Consider the following 15,539-nt stretch of genomic DNA (forward strand, 5'->3'; position numbering starts at 1 on the left):
ATTTAAGACGGCGACGTATCGGTGCGGACACATCGATACGCCAGCCTAGCAGGGATAGTCTGCATTAGCCAAAGCCGCCACCTCGCGAGGCAGCGGTATTTTATCACTAATGCATAAGGAATGCCCGAAAAATGAAACACCGTTGCAAAAATTGTTTTAAGTTGTTGGCTGTTGGCCGTGGTTGCTTTGAAATTAAGTGTCCGCGCTGCAAATTGCTCAACCAGTTTAAAACCCAATAATTCAATCTTGAGTGCCTTTGAGTACCGATACTTAATATATATAGGAGTAATCATGACTCAAAAGCCTCTTCCTATTGTTCCTTGGATGGGCGGCAAACGCCGTTTGGCCAAACACCTGATTCCGATGTTTCCCGAGCATACCTGCTACGTTGAGCTCTTTGCCGGTGGTGCGGCACTATTCTTCATGCGACCGCAACCGGCCAAGTGCGAAGTACTCAATGACCTCAACGGCCAGCTCATCAATCTTTACCGTGTGGTGCAGCACCATTTTGACGAGTTCGTGCGCCAGTTCGAGTGGACGCTGACCAGTAGAGAGGTGTTCGCCCGTCTGCAATCCATATCGCCCGATGTGATGACCGACATCCAACGCGCTGCACGCTTCTTCTACCTGCAACACACCGCCTTCGGCGGCAAAACGGTCGACCAACACTTCGGCACGGCCACCACCAGCCGCGGCTTTACCGCCGCCGACATCGCAGGCCGTCTGAAAGCCGCACAGCAACGGCTGAACGGAGTCTACATTGAGAATGAGCCGTGGGAGCGTTGCTTCAAACGCTACGACCGCGAGCATACCTTCTTCTATGCCGACCCACCGTATTGGCAGACGGCAGGTTACGACAGAGCCTTTGATTGGCCGCAGTACGAACTGTTGGTCAAGATGATGAGCGAGTGCAAAGGCAAGGTGATGCTTTCCATCAACGACCACCCGGATATTCGGGAGCTGTTCAAAGACTTCCGTATTTATCGGCTGGAACTGGCTTACTCGGTTGCCCGCGACAAAACGCAAAAGACCAGCGGCGAGCTGGTTATCTGCAACTATTAAAATTGTCCAAGCAAGAGCGGATCTTACCCTCTTGCTTGCTGTTCTAAATCTGTCCACATTTTAGGAGCGGCAGCCATCGCGCGGAAAGTAGCAATTGCCCCATCGGTCAGATATTCGATATCTTGTTTTATTTTACCGGCTTCAGCAAATTCAATCATTTCAATCACAAAAAGACCACCGGCGGCACTATTCAAAAAATCAACTGCTCGTTCAATATCTACATCAAGACGTTGGGAGATACGGCGGGCAGCTTTCACAAAGGCCGTCCAAGGTTTATTGCGGTAATCAAAGTGGTTGGCGAATTCTTTATAAAACAAGCTATCTCGTTCCATGCTTGGGTAGTAATCCATATCGCTCTCCTGTAATGTATTTAATGTGAACACATGTTACCGTAGCTACATCAAAGAGCCGAGCAATCCGAGTGCGATGTTTTTGCAAATATAAAAAATCCTGCCTTTATTCGGCAGGACTTGCAACAAAGTTGCACTGTGTGAAATAAAATCAAAAACACTTTATCTCACAAAACGCGCCGATTTTTCGCACGCGGCTTCAGTTAAGAAACGAAAAGGCCGTCTGAAAACAAAGTTTTCAGACGGCCTGTAACCTTTGCAAAACCTCCATATTCGGCACATTTCTTCGCTACACTGCTCGAAAGCTTACGATATTTCCACGCTTTCTGAGCGCTGCTATAACTTCGAACTGTGCCCAAACCTGGTGTTTTGCACAGGCTTCAGCCTCGATCATGGCAAATCAACCACCGCACGCACCGCAGCAGCCGCCTTCGCTGTGGCCGCCACGTTTCTCCTGATTGTCCAAAACCGGTAACTCTACTTCTTCTTTGGCTTCGGTTTCTTGAGTCGGCAAATCGTCGACTTTAATTTTGTTTTCTTCGCTCATGGCTTTGCTCTCGCTATAGGGTTAAAGTTCGGCCATTATAATATGACTTTTATATTCATCTTTTGATGCGGCGCAAAAATAAGGCCGTCTGATTCAGACGGCCTTTCATTTCATCAACAATATTCGCAATCCAAAATATCTTTGCGGATATTTTTCAACAAAAATTCGGCAGCGCTGTCGGAGGCAGTTTGGATGAACACAAATAATTTTGCCACCACCTTACCGATAAACACTTTCTTCAACGCGCAGGCTTCGGCGATCTTATAGGATGCTAAGAAATCGGCAATGTCTTGCGGCAGGCGGCGTTTATCCAGCCTCACCGCTGTCATGCGTCTGTCACTGTTGAAACGTTGCAGCAGTGTTTGCTCTTTATCGAGCTTAATACCTGCTTCTTTTTCTTCAGCCGCAGCGCGGTTAAACGCATCGTAGATTTCGGCATACAGCATGTCGTTCGGCCCTTCGAAAATCGTAAACGGACGGAAGTCGATGGCAATATTGCTGGCCACATGGCCACTTTCAAAACCTTTGGCACCGAGTAATTTTTGCAGCTTTTGCGCGGCTTCATAAGTGTATTCAGTCGCCAATGTCTTGATAATATTCGCTTCCATTACCTGATGGCTGACCGGCTGTTCGGGCGAGACACGGTTGCAGGTAAAATCGTACAACACTTGCGACACTTCATAGCGGCGCTCGATTTCGCGGCGCTCAAATTCAACAAATTTGATGCCGTTGCGCACGTATTTTTGCGTGTTGGCAACGATGTATTCCATGATGCCGTGCGTCATGCCGACCAATTGCAGACGGCTGCGGATAAAAATATTTTGGAACGCGCGCAAGCTGGCCGCATCACTATCTGAAAGTTTCATCACCAAATCAGCCGGAATATTGCCGCCGATGCGGTTAATTGCATAACGCACCGCGCGCAAACCTTCCGATTTCAACACTTCGCAGCGAATGTATTTTTTGGGCACCAGCAATAAATTGATGGCCTTGGATAATTTGCCGTTTTTACGCTCTTTGGCTGCCACCAGCAGGAAATCGCTTTGCGAGTTGCCCTGCCAATATTTTGCTGCTTTGACGTATACAGTTTCGTCATCAACATACTCATAAAACGACTGCATTTCACGCGCAATTGCCGCTCCGGAAGTTTCCGGTTCGGTCACACCCAAGCCGCCGCCCTCGCCTTTGAAAATCAGGTCCAAACCGAGCTTGATTTGCGATTCGCTGCCGAATTCCTGCAAAGGCTGTAAAACCAGCGCACCTTCAATACCTGTACGTAAGGTTACCGGCACACCGTAATGGCCCGCCAAGCGCAATACTTCTTGAATTTCAAACTGATTATTTTTGCGGCCGCCATGTTTTTCATCTAAAAACGGCAGCAGCAAACCGGCATTTTTCAATTCCAGCCATTTGTCTTCCGGCAGATATTGCATTAAGCACAATCCGCTGCCGAATACGCGCGCAAAGGTCTCTTCGATATGTCGCAAAAAAGCAGCCGTATTCATGTTTACCGGCTGCAATCTAGATTCTGCAGATGCCATACAACCTCTTTTTAGGTGACGTGTTTTAGAGTTTAGAGTTTATTTACTAATTTATATCACAATCTTTATCGGGCGACAATCGTTATCAAAAATTTTGGCGGTATCATTGTGAAAAGCAATGATTTATCGGATCAAAGCACGACTAAAGGCCGTCTGAATGCAGGATAAACACAAACAAAAATACAACACCTCTTTGAAAAACCTTGCCCAATGCCGTCCGAAAAGTTTCAGACGGCATTGGGCGGCATGCGTATAATAACGGCTTCACACCTTATTTACGGAATACGCCATGGCAAAAGCACCGAAAACCGTTTACCAATGCACCGAATGCGGCGGCACATCGCCCAAATGGCAAGGCAAATGCCCGCATTGCGGCGAATGGAACACTTTGCAGGAAAGCTTGGCTGCACCCGAACCGAAAAACGCGCGTTTCCAATCATGGGCGGCGGATATCTCGAGTGTGCAGTCCTTGTCTGCCGTGACTGCAACCGAAGTGCCGCGCAACCCAACCGGTATGGGCGAACTCGACCGTGTACTGGGCGGCGGTTTGGTTGATGGCGCAGTGATTTTGCTGGGCGGCGATCCGGGCATTGGTAAATCGACCCTGCTGCTGCAAACCATTGCCAAAATGGCGCAAACGCGCAAGGTGCTGTATGTATCGGGCGAAGAATCGGCACAACAGGTCGCCTTGCGTGCGCAGCGTTTGGACTTACCCACCGACGGCGTGAATCTGTTGGCCGAAATCCGCATGGAAGCGATTCAGACGGCCTTAAAGCAGCACGAGCCGGAAGTAGTCGTCATCGACTCGATTCAAACCATGTATTCCGACCAAATTACGTCCGCTCCCGGCTCGGTGTCTCAGGTACGCGAATGTGCCGCGCAACTGACGCGTATGGCCAAGCAGATGGGCATCGCTATGATTTTGGTCGGCCACGTCACCAAAGACGGCGCAATTGCCGGCCCGCGCGTGTTGGAACACATGGTCGATACGGTGCTGTATTTCGAAGGTGACCAGCATTCCAATTACCGCATGATACGCGCGATTAAAAACCGATTCGGTGCAGCCAATGAATTAGGTGTATTTGCGATGACGGAAACAGGCTTGAAAGGCGTGTCAAACCCGTCGGCCATTTTTTTGGCGAGCTACCGCGACGATGTGCCGGGTTCGTGCGTATTGGTCACACAGGAAGGCTCACGGCCTTTATTGGTGGAAATTCAAGCCTTGGTTGACGATGCCCACGGTTTTACGCCCAAACGCCTCACCGTCGGCCTGGAACAAAACCGCCTGTCCATGCTGCTGGCGGTGTTAAACCGCCACGGCGGCATCGCCTGCTTCGATCAAGATGTGTTCCTCAACGCCGTCGGTGGCGTGAAAATCGGCGAACCCGCAGCCGATTTGGCCGTGATTCTCGCCATGCTTTCCAGTTTCCGTAATCGTCCTTTACCGGAAAAAATGGTGGCGTTCGGCGAAATCGGTTTGAGCGGCGAAGTGCGTCCGGTCGCCCGCGGACAGGAACGGCTCAAAGAGGCGGAAAAACTGGGCTTCAAACGCGCCATCGTGCCAAAAGCCAATATGCCGCGCAATGCGAAAGAATTTCCGAATTTGGAGATTTTCGGCGTAGGCAGTTTACAGGAAGCAATTGATGTCTGCCGCAATGCACGGGATTAAATCAAACAGCTAAATCATATTGAAAAGGCCGTCTGAAATCTTTGAACTGCACCCCAAAAGTTGGACACCCCTCCAACTTTAAAAGGTGCAGTTTTCTTATGTCCAAATATAACCTACACTTCAAATACCGAGCCGTACTCCATTATCACCAAGTGCACAGCCAACAGCGAACCGCAGAGCACTTCAACCTCTCGCGCACCCACCTGCGCCGTTGGATAGCCTCCTATCGCCAAGGCGGTATCGCCGCACTTCAACACCCGCAGGCTGCGTTTATGAAGACCAAACGCAAAAACCCGTTTATCGCCGACAAACCCGACCACGAAAAAACCCAGGCGGAACTGATTGAAGAGTTACGTTACATGAGGGCGGAGAACGACTACCTAAAGCACATGAAAGCCCTCAACGAAAAGAACGCCGCCAAAGCTGCGAAACCGTTCAAACGTTGAGAGCGAAGCACCCGCTGAAATATCTGCTGCACAGTGCCGGCATTCCCAAAAGCAGCTTTCATTACCATATCGGCAAAGCCGATCCCGATGCGGCGGCCAAAACCGCAGTAAGTGAAGTCTATCGCCGACACAAAGGCCGCTACGGTCATCGGCGGATTGCCGCCGTATTGTCGTGGAACAAAAAGAAAGTGCAGCGCATTATGGGTTTGTTGGGACTGAAAGCCAAAGTCCGCAGCAAAAAAGCCTACCGTCCGCAGGTAATAGGAGAGGCTTCGGATAATATTCTTAATCGTGAATTTACTGCTGGCAAACCGGCAGACAAATGGCTGACCGATGTGACGGAGTTCAAATGCACAGACGGGAAGCTGTACTTATCGCCGATATTGGATGTGTTTAATCGGGAGATTGTGGCCTATTCTTTAAGCCGCAGAGCAAACAGTAAAATGGTGGCGCAAATGTTGGATAAAGCATTTGGCCGTCTGAAAGGCCAAACGCCGCTGCTGCATTCCGACCAGGGTGTGCTTTACCGCACCGGGGCTTATCGGGCGAAACTGGCTGAGAAAGGAATGGTGCAAAGCATGTCGCGCAAAGGAAATTGCTGGGACAATGCGCCGATGGAGCGTTTCTTCGGTACATTAAAAGAAGAGAGCTTCTATCAGGAAGGTGCGTTGTCGGTGGCAGAGCTGACAGAGGTAATAGATGATTACATACGTTACTACAATCATGAGCGGATTAGTTTAAACTTAAAAAAGCTGAGTCCTGTCGGCTACAGAACCCAGCTTGAAAAGGCTGTTTGAGAAAGATTCTTAACTTGTCCAAGTATTGGGGGGCAGTTCAGTTTCAGACGGCCTTTCCAACCATTTGCTTATGCGCTTTAAGCCACCAATTGTGGAAATATCGATTTCAAACCGGCCACAATAATCTCCACCGATACCGCTGCCAGCAGCATGCCCATAATCCGGTTGAGAATACTCAAGCCGGTATCGCCCAGCCACTTACTCACTTTGGCCGATGCCATCAACACGATATAGCAAAACAGGCTAATCAAAAATCCGGCGGCAATGATGCTGATTACATCCCAATAATTTTGCGCCGCAGATGCATAAATAATTACGGTAGAAATACCACCCGGGCCAATCATCATCGGAATGGCAATCGGCACTACGGCAAACGACATCACATTATCCTTAGGCTTCGCCGTAATCGTAATCTCACTGTCTTCGCTGGTACCCAAATCGGGCTTGGCCGGATTGTCGTCGCCCTTCATCATCGAAATGGCAATCAGCAATACCAAGATGCCGCCGCCGACTTGGAACGAACCGACGCTAATGCCCAGCAATTTCAAAATAAAACCGCCGCTGACGGCAAAAACCGCTATCACGATAAACACCGACAAAGTCGCCACTTTGGCGATTTTACGTCGCTCGCGCGTGCTGTGGTTGCGGGTTAAATCCAGATAAATCGACAATGCGCTAAACGGATTAATCAACACCATAAATGCGACAATCAATTTGGTGATTTCAACACCCAGTTCCATGTTTTATCCCTTTTGTGTTTCTGCTTTTGCCCGCAGTAATTTTTGTTCGTTGGCAATGCCCATCAGCAACGCTAAAATCATCATGATGGAAATGGTTGCCGTGCCGCCGTAGCTCACCAGCGGTAATGGCACGCCTACCACCGGCAAGATACCGCTCACCATGCCCATATTCACAAAGGCATAGCAGAAAAGGGTCATTGTCAGCGCGCCGGCCAGCGTGCGGCTGTATAAAGTTTGTGCGCGACCGGCAATGTATAAACCGCGCCCCAAAATCACCAAATACACCAGCAGTAATAAGATATTGCCGATTAAACCGAATTCTTCGCCAAACACGGCAAAAATAAAGTCGGTAGTGGCTTCGGGAATATAATCAAGATGCGTTTGTGTGCCGTTGAGCCAGCCTTTACCCCATACTCCGCCCGATCCGATGGCAATCATTGATTGGATAATGTGGTAACCGGCGCCCAGCGGATCTTTGGTCGGATCGAGCAAGGTCAACACGCGCGTTTTCTGATAATCGTGCATGCCGTAATTCCACAACAAGGGCAAAACGGCCACAAAGCCCACAATGGCGGCAAAAATCACTTTCCACGGCAATCCGGCAAAATACACCACAAAAATGCCCGAAGCCATAATCAGCGTAGCTGTACCCAAATCGGGCTGTTTTAAAATCAAAGCCACCGGTACCGCCATCAAGCTCAATGCAGCCAAATAATGCCACCGGCACAACCGGCCTTCAAAGCGTTGGAAAAACCACGCCACCATCATCGGCAAACCGATTTTCATGATTTCAGACGGCTGAATCCGTATGCCCAGTTCAAGCCAGCGAGTCGAGCCGTTGACCGTTACACCGGCGATTTCAACGCCGATTAATAATACGATACCCACCACATAAATCGGCAGCGCCCATTTGGCAATGGTTTTCGGCGGAACTTGCGCCACAACCCACAATAAAATAAAACCGATAACCGTGTGCAGCGTTTTATTTTCCAACTGGCCGAATTCTTGCCCATCGGCCGAATAAAGCAAAAACAGGCTCATGACGTACACGGCCAACATCGCGAAAAACAGCCAAGGATCAATCGGCGCCCACACGGTTTGCTTGATTTTTTTCGCCCAACCGGCACTTTGATGTTCAGTCATTATGCGTTTCCTTTGTCGATTGTGGGTTTACAGAATGTTCATAGGCCGTCTGAAAAATCGAAGGGCGAACCGGCTTGGCTTCTTGAGCGCCAATAGTTGCTTGTTTGACCCATGTTTCAGATTCAGACGGAAACTGATTTTGCTTCACGTTCAGCATATAAAAATCGGTCAAGCTGCGCGCCAACGGTGCTGCGTTGGCACCCCAACCACCATTTTCCAACAACACCGCAATGGCAATTTCCGGCTTATTAACCGGCGCAAACGAAATAAACCATGCATGGTCACGATGTTGCTCGCGCAAAGCGGCCGCATTATAGGATTTGCCCTGCTGGATTTGCACCACCTGCGCGGTACCGGTTTTACCGCCCATGGTGTATGCCAAGCCCGCACCGATGCGATGCCCTGTGCCGCCCGGTTTCAATACTTTTACCATCGCATTTTTAATGTATTCAAAATTATCGTGTTTAAACGGGATGGTTCGCTCCGGATTCGGGTTGATTTTGGTGATTTCCCGATTGTTGTAGTTCAACACTTCTTTCACCAAATGCGGTCGGTAAACCACACCGTCATTAGCCAAAGATGCCGTAGCATGCGCCATTTGCAACGGTGTATAGGCGTTATAACCCTGCCCCACACTCACTGATACCATTTCCCCCGGCATCCACTCGCGCGCCGCCGGCGATTTGGCTTTGGCAAAGCGTTTGGCCTTCCATTCACGGCTTGGTAAAATACCTCGGTATTCGTTCGGCAAATCAATACCGGTTTGCGCACCTAAGCCAAATTCAGCCAAATAAGGATGCGTTTTATCAATGCCCAATTCATAGCCCGCGCGATAAAAGAAGGTATCTGATGAAACCTGAATCGCACGGCTCAAATTCGCCGATCCATGACCGCTGCGCACAGCATCACGGAACAAATGCCGGCTGCCCGGAATGCTCCAAGCGCCCGGCGCAGGCAATACCGTCGATTGGGTCAGCTTACCGCTTTCCAAAAATGCCATACCGATAAAAGGTTTGAAGGTTGAGCCCGGCGGATATAAGCCTTGCGTCACACGATTGATTAACGGACGCTGCCAATTTTCATTCAAAGACTTCCATGTTTCGGTATCGATGCCATCGATAAACAAATTCGGGTCAAACGAAGGCTTAGAAACAAACGCCAAAATATTGCCGTTTTGCGGGTTAATCGCCACAATTGCGCCGCGCTTGTCACCCAAAATACGATCAGCTTCAAGCTGCATGCGGATGTCCATGCCTAAACGCAAAGTCTGCCCCATTTTAGACGGCACATCTTTCAACACTTTGACGATATTGCCGTAGGCATCTTTTTCTACTTCCTGATAACCCGGCACACCGTGAAGCTGGTGTTCATAATAATTTTCCAAACCGGATTTACCGATGTAGGTGCTGCCGCGATACAGCGAGGTCAACTCCTCTTCTTTCAGCTTTTCTTGATCTCGGTCGCTGATACGGCCGATATAGCCGACAAAATGTGAAGTTAAAGCGCCATAAGGGTAAGAACGGAAAGTGCGCGAATTGACTTCAACCCCCTTAAACTCATGAAAATGTACGGCCAATTTGGCGGCTTCTTCATCGGTAAGCTTCAATTTGAGCGGAATATTTTCATATTTGCGATAGCGTTCGCGGTATTTTTTGAAATGTTTCAAATCCGTTTCGCTGATGTTGACATACTGCCTTAAGGCTGCGATTAAATCATCCATCTTGCCTTCGATTTCGCTTGGAATCACTTCCAATGAAAAAACAGGATAATTTTTTGCTAAAGGCACACCGTTGACGTCGACAATTTCACCGCGGATGGGCGGCTTAGGAATGATGGTAATGCGGTTAGTCGATGCGCGGCCGGTGAAATCATCATGGCGCACCACCTGAAGATGAACAAAGCGCGCCAGCAGCAAGGCAAAAAAGATCAAAATCAGCACAAAAGCCACCAACAGCCGCAAAACAAAATCTGATTGTGGTTTAGGCATAGATTTCACCGGTTCGGCGGACAAATTTCGTTTCAACATGATTTTATCGACGGGAACGGCTGAAATTGATCAGGATCAGCATCAATTGGCTGAGCAAAGGCCAAAGCAGCGCGCCGATAAACGGTGCAATGAAGCTTTGCCAAGTAATGATTTGACGGTTTAAGAACAAACGCGCGACAACCAGCATGGCTTGATTGCACAACAAAGCCGCCAGCACCGCCAGAATCTGCATCACATGACCGTAGAGCATGATTTGGCGATGGTAGCTCAATACAAAAAACACCATCACGGTGTAAGACAAGGCATGCAAACCCAAAGAAGCGGCAGTACCGATATCGGCCAAAAGCCCGACCACAAAAGCCACGCCCATGCCGACAGCCTGCGGCCGCTGCATGGTCCAATACAGCAAGATCAAAGCCGTTAATTCCGGTAACCAGAAAAACACGTCGAAAGGAAACGGCATGAAATCCAGCAGCATCGCCACAATAAAGGTAACCACCACCATACTCAATGGTATGGCGTGGAAAGAATCGTCAAATTCATTCATGATGATTTAAGGTTCCGTCGGTGCGTAAACATGTTGCGGCAAAACCAAAACAAAGCGACTGCCCTGCAACGCAGCAAAAGGCGTAAGCGTCGTATCGTAATAAGGCGTTCCCAAAGCGCGCACCACTTGATTGACCGTTGCTACCGGAATACCGGCCGGATACACACTATCCAAACCTGAAGTTAATAAAACATCGTTGGGCTTTAAATCAGAGGCCGTCGGAAAATAACGTAAATCCAATTTGCTGCCGCTACCGTAAAGCAGGCTGCGTTCGCCGGTACGCGCTACCACCACCGGCACAATAGTCTTACTGCTGGACAACAAACTGACTTCCGAGCTTTTCATCTGCACTTGCGTGACCTGGCCGATTAAGCCTTCGGTATCGATAACCGCGTCACCGTTCTTCACGCCGTTGCTGCTGCCTTTGTTGATAATCAGTTTTTCAGAAAGCGGATCTTTGCCATTGGAAATCACTTCTGCACCAATCACATCGCTGATGCCGCGCTGTTGCAAGCCGTAAAGCTTTTTCAATTCGCTCAATTCGCTTAAATTGACTTTATCCCGTTGCAAACGGATTTTCAGACGGCCGTTTTCTTCCTGCAAAATACGGTTTTGCTCCAGAAGATCGGCTTGGGATTGCGACAGATTGCCGACATATTGATAGAGACGCACAGGTTGATTGGCCAGCCACTGTATCGGATACAGCATAGTCGCGCCTAGCTGGCGAATAGATTGAACAGCGGCAAAATGGCTGTCGAGCATCATCAAAGCGATGCCTAACACCACATAAACGGCCAATTTAAATAATGGCTTACGTCTATTATCGTCGCCGTCAAACCGTAAAGAAGATTGTTTCATACCCACCCTTTACCTTTACGGTTAAGGATTTTCAGCAAAAACGGCATCCCATCTGCCGATATAGTCCAAAGCCTTACCTGCACCGTAAGCCACGCAATTCAAAGGTTCATCGGCGATACCTACCGGCAAACCGGTGGCATCGGCCAATAAAGTATCGATGCCTTTGAGCAACGCACCGCCACCGGTCAACATAATGCCGCGATCGGCAATGTCGCCCGCCAGTTCAGGAGGCGCTTGCTCCAGCGCCAAACGCACTGCGCGAACAATTTGATTCAACGGCTCGCTCAATGCTTCGCGAACTTCATCCGTGGCAACCGCAATCGATTTCGGTGTCCCTTCCGCCAAATCACGACCTTTCACACGCACAGCACTCATATCATCATTGCCAAACGCCGAGCCGATTTTCTTTTTCAATTCTTCCGCCGTCGCTTCGCCAATCAAGACACCGCGTTTACGGCGTAAATAATGAACAATGCTTTCATCAAACGCATCACCGCCGGCACGTACCGAATCCGAATAAGCCATCCCGCCAAGCGACAAAATGCCGATTTCGGTTGTACCGCCGCCAATATCGACAATCATCGAGCCGGCGGTTTCTTCAATCGGCAATCCCGCGCCCAAAGCCGCGGCCATTGGCTCTTCAATCAAATGCACACCGGATGCGCCTGCTGCAAATGCAGAATCACGAATCGCTTTGCGTTCTACCTGGGTCGAACCGCCGGGCACACAAATCACCACACGCGGCGGCACCACCATACGGTCGCCGGTCGCTTTTTTAATCAGTAAACCCAGCATCCGTTCGGTAATATTAAAATCGGCAATCACACCGTCTTTCATCGGGCGGACAATCTCAATATTACGCGGCGCACGGCCCTGCATTTTTTTTGCTTCGGTACCGACCGCCAAAATTTTGGCTTTGCCGTTGGCCTGACCGGTTTGTACCGCCACAATCGACGGTTCGTCCAATACGATACCGCGGTCACGCACATAAATCAGCGTGTTGGCCGTACCTAAGTCGATGGCAATATCATTTGACAGAAAACGGGATAAAAAACGAAACATGAAAATACCTGGAATCCCGGGCAACCGCCCCTAACGTGTTATTTTAAACAATCTTCTCAGAATACACAGACACAACAATTCAGACGGCCTGCCATTATTTAATAAATAAAACCAAGCCATCCTAAAATCACCGTGCCACCCTGATGGGTTTTCGGTTATAATTCTTCATTTCATTGAAGATGAACGCAATGATACCCTATAAAGGTTAGATTTGCTATCAGACAAGGACATTTTATGGCTTTAACCTTAAACGATGTGGAAAAAATTGCCAAACTTTCCCGTCTGCGTTTAACCGACGAAGAACAAGCGCAAACTTTAGAAGAATTAAATGACATTTTCGCCATGGTTGAAAAAATGCAAAACGTGGATACCGATGGTATCGAGCCAATGGCACATCCGCACGAAGCCGCCCTGCGCCTGCGTGAAGACCGCGTGACCGAAAGCGACCACGCTGCCGAATACCAAGCCGTTGCACCTGAAGTGTGCAATCGTTTATACATCGTACCGCAAGTCATCGAAGAATAAATTTATTTTCAGACGGCCTGCATAAATTTCAAACGAAAGGTCGTCTGAAGCACAAAATTCGGAAACCATCATGCCTCAATATACCTTAAAACAAGCCAGCGAATTGCTGCAAGCCAAGCAAATTTCCGCCGTCGAACTTGCGCAGGAATATCTTGCCGACATCGATGCCAAAAATCCGGCCATCAACGGCTACATTACCTTAGATAAAAACTTAACCTTGGCCGAAGCCAAAGCCGCCGATGCCCGCATCGCCGCAGGTAATGCCACCGCGCTCACCGGCGTGCCGATTGCGTATAAAGATATTTTTGTCCAACAAGGCTGGCGTTCTGCCTGCTCGTCGAAAATGCTCGATACCTTTGTTTCCCCTTACACCGCCACCGTGGTGCAAAACCTGCTCGACGAAGGCATGGTTACCTTAGGCCGCACCAATATGGACGAATTTGCCATGGGTTCGACCAATGAAACATCGTTTTATGGTACCGCACAAAACCCTTGGAATACGTCACACGCACCGGGCGGCTCATCAGGCGGCTCGGCAGCAGTAGTGGCAGCGCGTTTAGCCCCTGCTGCACTGGGTTCCGATACCGGCGGCTCCATCCGCCAACCTGCTTCCCATTGCGGCATCACCGGCATCAAACCAACCTACGGCCTGGTTTCCCGATTTGGCATGGTGGCTTATGCTTCCAGCTTCGACCAAGCCGGCCCGATGGCACAAACCGCCGAAGACTGCGCCTTGCTGCTCAACGCCATGGCAAGTTTCGACGAACGGGATTCCACCAGTTTGGAACGTGAAAAAGAAGACTACACCCGCGACTTGAACCGACCGTTAAAAGGCTTGAAAGTCGGCCTACCGAAAGAATATTTCGGCGAAGGCAACAGCACTGGTGTTCAGACGGCCTTACAAAACACCATCGGCTTATTGAAAGCACAAGGCGCGGAAATGGTAGAAGTAAGCCTGCCGCAAACGGAGCTTTCCATTCCGGCCTATTATGTGTTGACATCTGCCGAAGCCAGCACCAACCTGTCACGCTACGATGGCGTACGCTACGGCCACCGTACCGCCCAATTCGGCGACTTAGAAGAAATGTACAGCAACACCCGCGCCGAAGGTTTCGGCAGCGAAGTGAAGCGCCGCATTATGATCGGCACTTATGTATTGAGCCACGGCTACTACGATGCCTATTATCTCAAAGCGCAAAAACTGCGCCGCTTGGTGGCCAATGATTTTCAGACGGCCTTTGCCCAATGCGACATCATTCTCGCCCCAACCGCCCCAACCGCCGCTCCGAAGCTCGGTGCCAACGCCACACCTGTGGAAACCTATTTGAGCGACATCTACACCATCGCCGTGAACCTCGCCGGTTTGCCGGGCTTAACGCTGCCCGCCGGTTTCAGTTCGGACGGCCTGCCGATTGGTGTGCAATTGATTGGTAATTACTTTACCGAAGCGAAAATCTTGGGCGTCGCTAACCAAATGCAGCAAAATAGTGATTGGCATAGCCAAAAACCATTGTAATGAATAAGTTTACTTTTCCCTCTTTCCCCGATGTTTATAATTTTGCGTCTAACAAGCTCCAGCATTTAAAATTTACGCTGCGCTGCCTGTGCCCGCAACAACATCAAAGCATTTGAAACGTTTGTGAACACTTCTGAAAGCTGCCAAAATTTTTTTAGAAACCGTTCCTAAAATGCTTATCCGCTGATTCATGCGTATATGAACAAACGTTTCAACGGCAAACAGCGGCTGTCGTCATGACAGACGACTTAAAAGCGGCACGCACGTTATTTGGTCTTTTACCTTTATCGATAACCGCTTGATGATTGGCTCTGTTCAAGAAAGCCCTGCCGGTAAACATGCAAAAGACTTGGTCAGGAAGCTGACGAAAAAGCTTTATGGCCTGCGTCCGCAAAATTTAGTCGTTACTGCGCTGCAATACTTAGCCGATTGCTTGTCGCCGGAAAACATTGCCGGAATTTCGCAGGCAGATCAGGCCAAGATGCGCCGGCGTTTAAAAAAACGGGGCAAATGAATTACGATGTGTTTTGGCAAAATGCCGATGCCAAACTGCATGATGATGGCTATTGGCATTTACCGACCATACCGACGTACAAAGAATTGACGGAAATCGAAAGCAAGAAACGATCGATGTATCGAAAACACTATGAAATGTTGGATAAACTGTTTGCCGATACTGCAATATGCCTGCAAACCAATTAAAGAATAGCGATAACACGACCTTTCTTTGATGAACCAACTTGACTCAG

At 49.3% G+C, this 15,539-nt stretch carries 16 protein-coding genes and 1 pseudogene; 8 read left to right on the top strand and 9 right to left on the bottom strand.

Translation table 11 applies throughout. The annotated features are described in order from the left end of the window. Positions 1 to 131: 131 nt before the first annotated feature. Both H4O27_RS07090 and H4O27_RS07095 read left to right on the top strand, forming a co-directional pair. A complete protein-coding gene (locus tag H4O27_RS07090) occupies positions 132 to 239 on the top strand; it encodes a Com family DNA-binding transcriptional regulator (protein ID WP_123796416.1) in 108 nt (35 codons plus the stop codon). Between the two features lie 52 nt (positions 240 to 291). Continuing rightward, the gene (locus H4O27_RS07095) at positions 292 to 1,062 is read left to right on the top strand and encodes a DNA adenine methylase (RefSeq protein ID WP_165009751.1); all 771 of its coding nucleotides are present in this window, start codon (positions 292 to 294) and stop codon (positions 1,060 to 1,062) included. Positions 1,063 to 1,085: 23 nt separating this feature from the next. On the opposite strand, the gene H4O27_RS07100 is transcribed toward H4O27_RS07095, so the two are convergent. From H4O27_RS07100 to H4O27_RS07110, 3 genes are all read right to left on the bottom strand, one after another. Continuing rightward, positions 1,086 to 1,412 (bottom strand): hypothetical protein, encoded by a 327-nt coding sequence (locus H4O27_RS07100; RefSeq protein WP_165009753.1) that lies wholly within the window; start codon positions 1,410 to 1,412, stop codon positions 1,086 to 1,088. A gap of 400 nt (positions 1,413 to 1,812) precedes the next feature. Continuing rightward, complete coding sequence (locus tag H4O27_RS07105) at positions 1,813 to 1,959, bottom strand: hypothetical protein (RefSeq protein ID WP_165009755.1); 147 nt, start codon at positions 1,957 to 1,959, stop codon at positions 1,813 to 1,815. A gap of 113 nt (positions 1,960 to 2,072) precedes the next feature. Then, positions 2,073 to 3,500 (bottom strand): acyl-CoA dehydrogenase family protein, encoded by a 1,428-nt coding sequence (locus H4O27_RS07110; protein ID WP_226883370.1) that lies wholly within the window; start codon positions 3,498 to 3,500, stop codon positions 2,073 to 2,075. A 289-nt stretch (positions 3,501 to 3,789) separates the two neighbouring features. Between H4O27_RS07110 and radA the strand changes: the two genes are divergently transcribed. From radA to H4O27_RS07125, 3 genes are all read left to right on the top strand, one after another. After that, positions 3,790 to 5,169, top strand: coding sequence for a DNA repair protein RadA (gene radA / locus H4O27_RS07115; RefSeq protein ID WP_165009757.1), 1,380 nt, complete (start codon positions 3,790 to 3,792; stop codon positions 5,167 to 5,169). 98 nt (positions 5,170 to 5,267) lie between these two features. Then, positions 5,268 to 5,615: a helix-turn-helix domain-containing protein gene (locus H4O27_RS07120; protein ID WP_193004221.1), complete on the top strand. Its 348-nt coding sequence runs from the start codon at positions 5,268 to 5,270 to the stop codon at positions 5,613 to 5,615. After that, positions 5,612 to 6,412 carry an IS3 family transposase gene (locus H4O27_RS07125; RefSeq protein ID WP_193004223.1) on the top strand — a complete coding sequence of 267 codons (801 nt, stop codon included), beginning with the start codon at positions 5,612 to 5,614 and terminating at the stop codon, positions 6,410 to 6,412. Before H4O27_RS07120 ends, H4O27_RS07125 begins: the two co-directional genes overlap by 4 nt. Positions 6,413 to 6,489: 77 nt before the next feature. Here H4O27_RS07125 and H4O27_RS07130 read toward each other — a convergent pair whose 3' ends face one another. From H4O27_RS07130 to H4O27_RS07155, 6 genes are read right to left on the bottom strand one after another with little or no spacing between them, the layout of a single operon-like run. Next, positions 6,490 to 7,152, bottom strand: a complete 663-nt coding sequence (locus tag H4O27_RS07130) for a MarC family protein (protein WP_165010380.1) — start codon at positions 7,150 to 7,152, stop codon at positions 6,490 to 6,492. Between the two features lie 3 nt (positions 7,153 to 7,155). Next, positions 7,156 to 8,295 carry a rod shape-determining protein RodA gene (gene rodA, locus H4O27_RS07135; protein WP_165010382.1) on the bottom strand — a complete coding sequence of 380 codons (1,140 nt, stop codon included), beginning with the start codon at positions 8,293 to 8,295 and terminating at the stop codon, positions 7,156 to 7,158. Next, a complete protein-coding gene (gene mrdA / locus H4O27_RS07140; protein ID WP_226883371.1) occupies positions 8,288 to 10,282 on the bottom strand; it encodes a penicillin-binding protein 2 in 1,995 nt (664 codons plus the stop codon). Before mrdA ends, rodA begins: the two co-directional genes overlap by 8 nt. A gap of 43 nt (positions 10,283 to 10,325) precedes the next feature. Beyond that, positions 10,326 to 10,829, bottom strand: a complete 504-nt coding sequence (mreD, locus tag H4O27_RS07145) for a rod shape-determining protein MreD (protein WP_165010386.1) — start codon at positions 10,827 to 10,829, stop codon at positions 10,326 to 10,328. Between the two features lie 6 nt (positions 10,830 to 10,835). Continuing rightward, positions 10,836 to 11,687 carry a rod shape-determining protein MreC gene (gene mreC / locus H4O27_RS07150; protein WP_165010388.1) on the bottom strand — a complete coding sequence of 284 codons (852 nt, stop codon included), beginning with the start codon at positions 11,685 to 11,687 and terminating at the stop codon, positions 10,836 to 10,838. A 21-nt stretch (positions 11,688 to 11,708) separates the two neighbouring features. Then, positions 11,709 to 12,749, bottom strand: a complete 1,041-nt coding sequence (locus H4O27_RS07155; RefSeq protein WP_165010390.1) for a rod shape-determining protein — start codon at positions 12,747 to 12,749, stop codon at positions 11,709 to 11,711. A 234-nt stretch (positions 12,750 to 12,983) separates the two neighbouring features. Here H4O27_RS07155 and gatC point away from each other — a divergent pair, with 234 nt between their 5' ends. The 3 genes and pseudogenes from gatC (at position 12,984) to H4O27_RS13590 (ending at position 15,492) form a co-directional block, all read left to right on the top strand. Next, positions 12,984 to 13,274, top strand: a complete 291-nt coding sequence (gatC, locus tag H4O27_RS07160) for an Asp-tRNA(Asn)/Glu-tRNA(Gln) amidotransferase subunit GatC (RefSeq protein WP_165010392.1) — start codon at positions 12,984 to 12,986, stop codon at positions 13,272 to 13,274. 70 nt (positions 13,275 to 13,344) lie between these two features. After that, on the top strand, positions 13,345 to 14,790 hold the full coding sequence (gene gatA / locus H4O27_RS07165; protein ID WP_165010394.1) for an Asp-tRNA(Asn)/Glu-tRNA(Gln) amidotransferase subunit GatA: 1,446 nt from the start codon (positions 13,345 to 13,347) through the stop codon (positions 14,788 to 14,790). After that, a pseudogene (locus H4O27_RS13590) lies at positions 14,790 to 15,492 on the top strand (DUF535 family protein). Before gatA ends, H4O27_RS13590 begins: the two are co-directional and overlap by 1 nt. The last annotated feature ends 47 nt before the right edge of the window (positions 15,493 to 15,539 follow it).

Source organism: Neisseria yangbaofengii, from assembly GCF_014898075.1.
In the GTDB taxonomy this organism is placed as follows: domain Bacteria; phylum Pseudomonadota; class Gammaproteobacteria; order Burkholderiales; family Neisseriaceae; genus Neisseria; species Neisseria yangbaofengii.

Coding starts and splice junctions, on each gene's coding strand:
- H4O27_RS07090 (WP_123796416.1), top strand. CDS start 132: ATGAAACACCGTTGCAAAAATTGTTTTAAGTTGTTGGCTGTTGGCCGT.
- H4O27_RS07095 (WP_165009751.1), top strand. CDS start 292: ATGACTCAAAAGCCTCTTCCTATTGTTCCTTGGATGGGCGGCAAACGC.
- H4O27_RS07100 (WP_165009753.1), bottom strand. CDS start 1,412: ATGGATTACTACCCAAGCATGGAACGAGATAGCTTGTTTTATAAAGAA.
- H4O27_RS07105 (WP_165009755.1), bottom strand. CDS start 1,959: ATGAGCGAAGAAAACAAAATTAAAGTCGACGATTTGCCGACTCAAGAA.
- H4O27_RS07110 (WP_226883370.1), bottom strand. CDS start 3,500: ATGGCATCTGCAGAATCTAGATTGCAGCCGGTAAACATGAATACGGCT.
- radA (WP_165009757.1), top strand. CDS start 3,790: ATGGCAAAAGCACCGAAAACCGTTTACCAATGCACCGAATGCGGCGGC.
- H4O27_RS07120 (WP_193004221.1), top strand. CDS start 5,268: ATGTCCAAATATAACCTACACTTCAAATACCGAGCCGTACTCCATTAT.
- H4O27_RS07130 (WP_165010380.1), bottom strand. CDS start 7,152: ATGGAACTGGGTGTTGAAATCACCAAATTGATTGTCGCATTTATGGTG.
- rodA (WP_165010382.1), bottom strand. CDS start 8,295: ATGACTGAACATCAAAGTGCCGGTTGGGCGAAAAAAATCAAGCAAACC.
- mrdA (WP_226883371.1), bottom strand. CDS start 10,282: ATGCCTAAACCACAATCAGATTTTGTTTTGCGGCTGTTGGTGGCTTTT.
- mreD (WP_165010386.1), bottom strand. CDS start 10,829: ATGAATGAATTTGACGATTCTTTCCACGCCATACCATTGAGTATGGTG.
- mreC (WP_165010388.1), bottom strand. CDS start 11,687: ATGAAACAATCTTCTTTACGGTTTGACGGCGACGATAATAGACGTAAG.
- H4O27_RS07155 (WP_165010390.1), bottom strand. CDS start 12,749: ATGTTTCGTTTTTTATCCCGTTTTCTGTCAAATGATATTGCCATCGAC.
- gatC (WP_165010392.1), top strand. CDS start 12,984: ATGGCTTTAACCTTAAACGATGTGGAAAAAATTGCCAAACTTTCCCGT.
- gatA (WP_165010394.1), top strand. CDS start 13,345: ATGCCTCAATATACCTTAAAACAAGCCAGCGAATTGCTGCAAGCCAAG.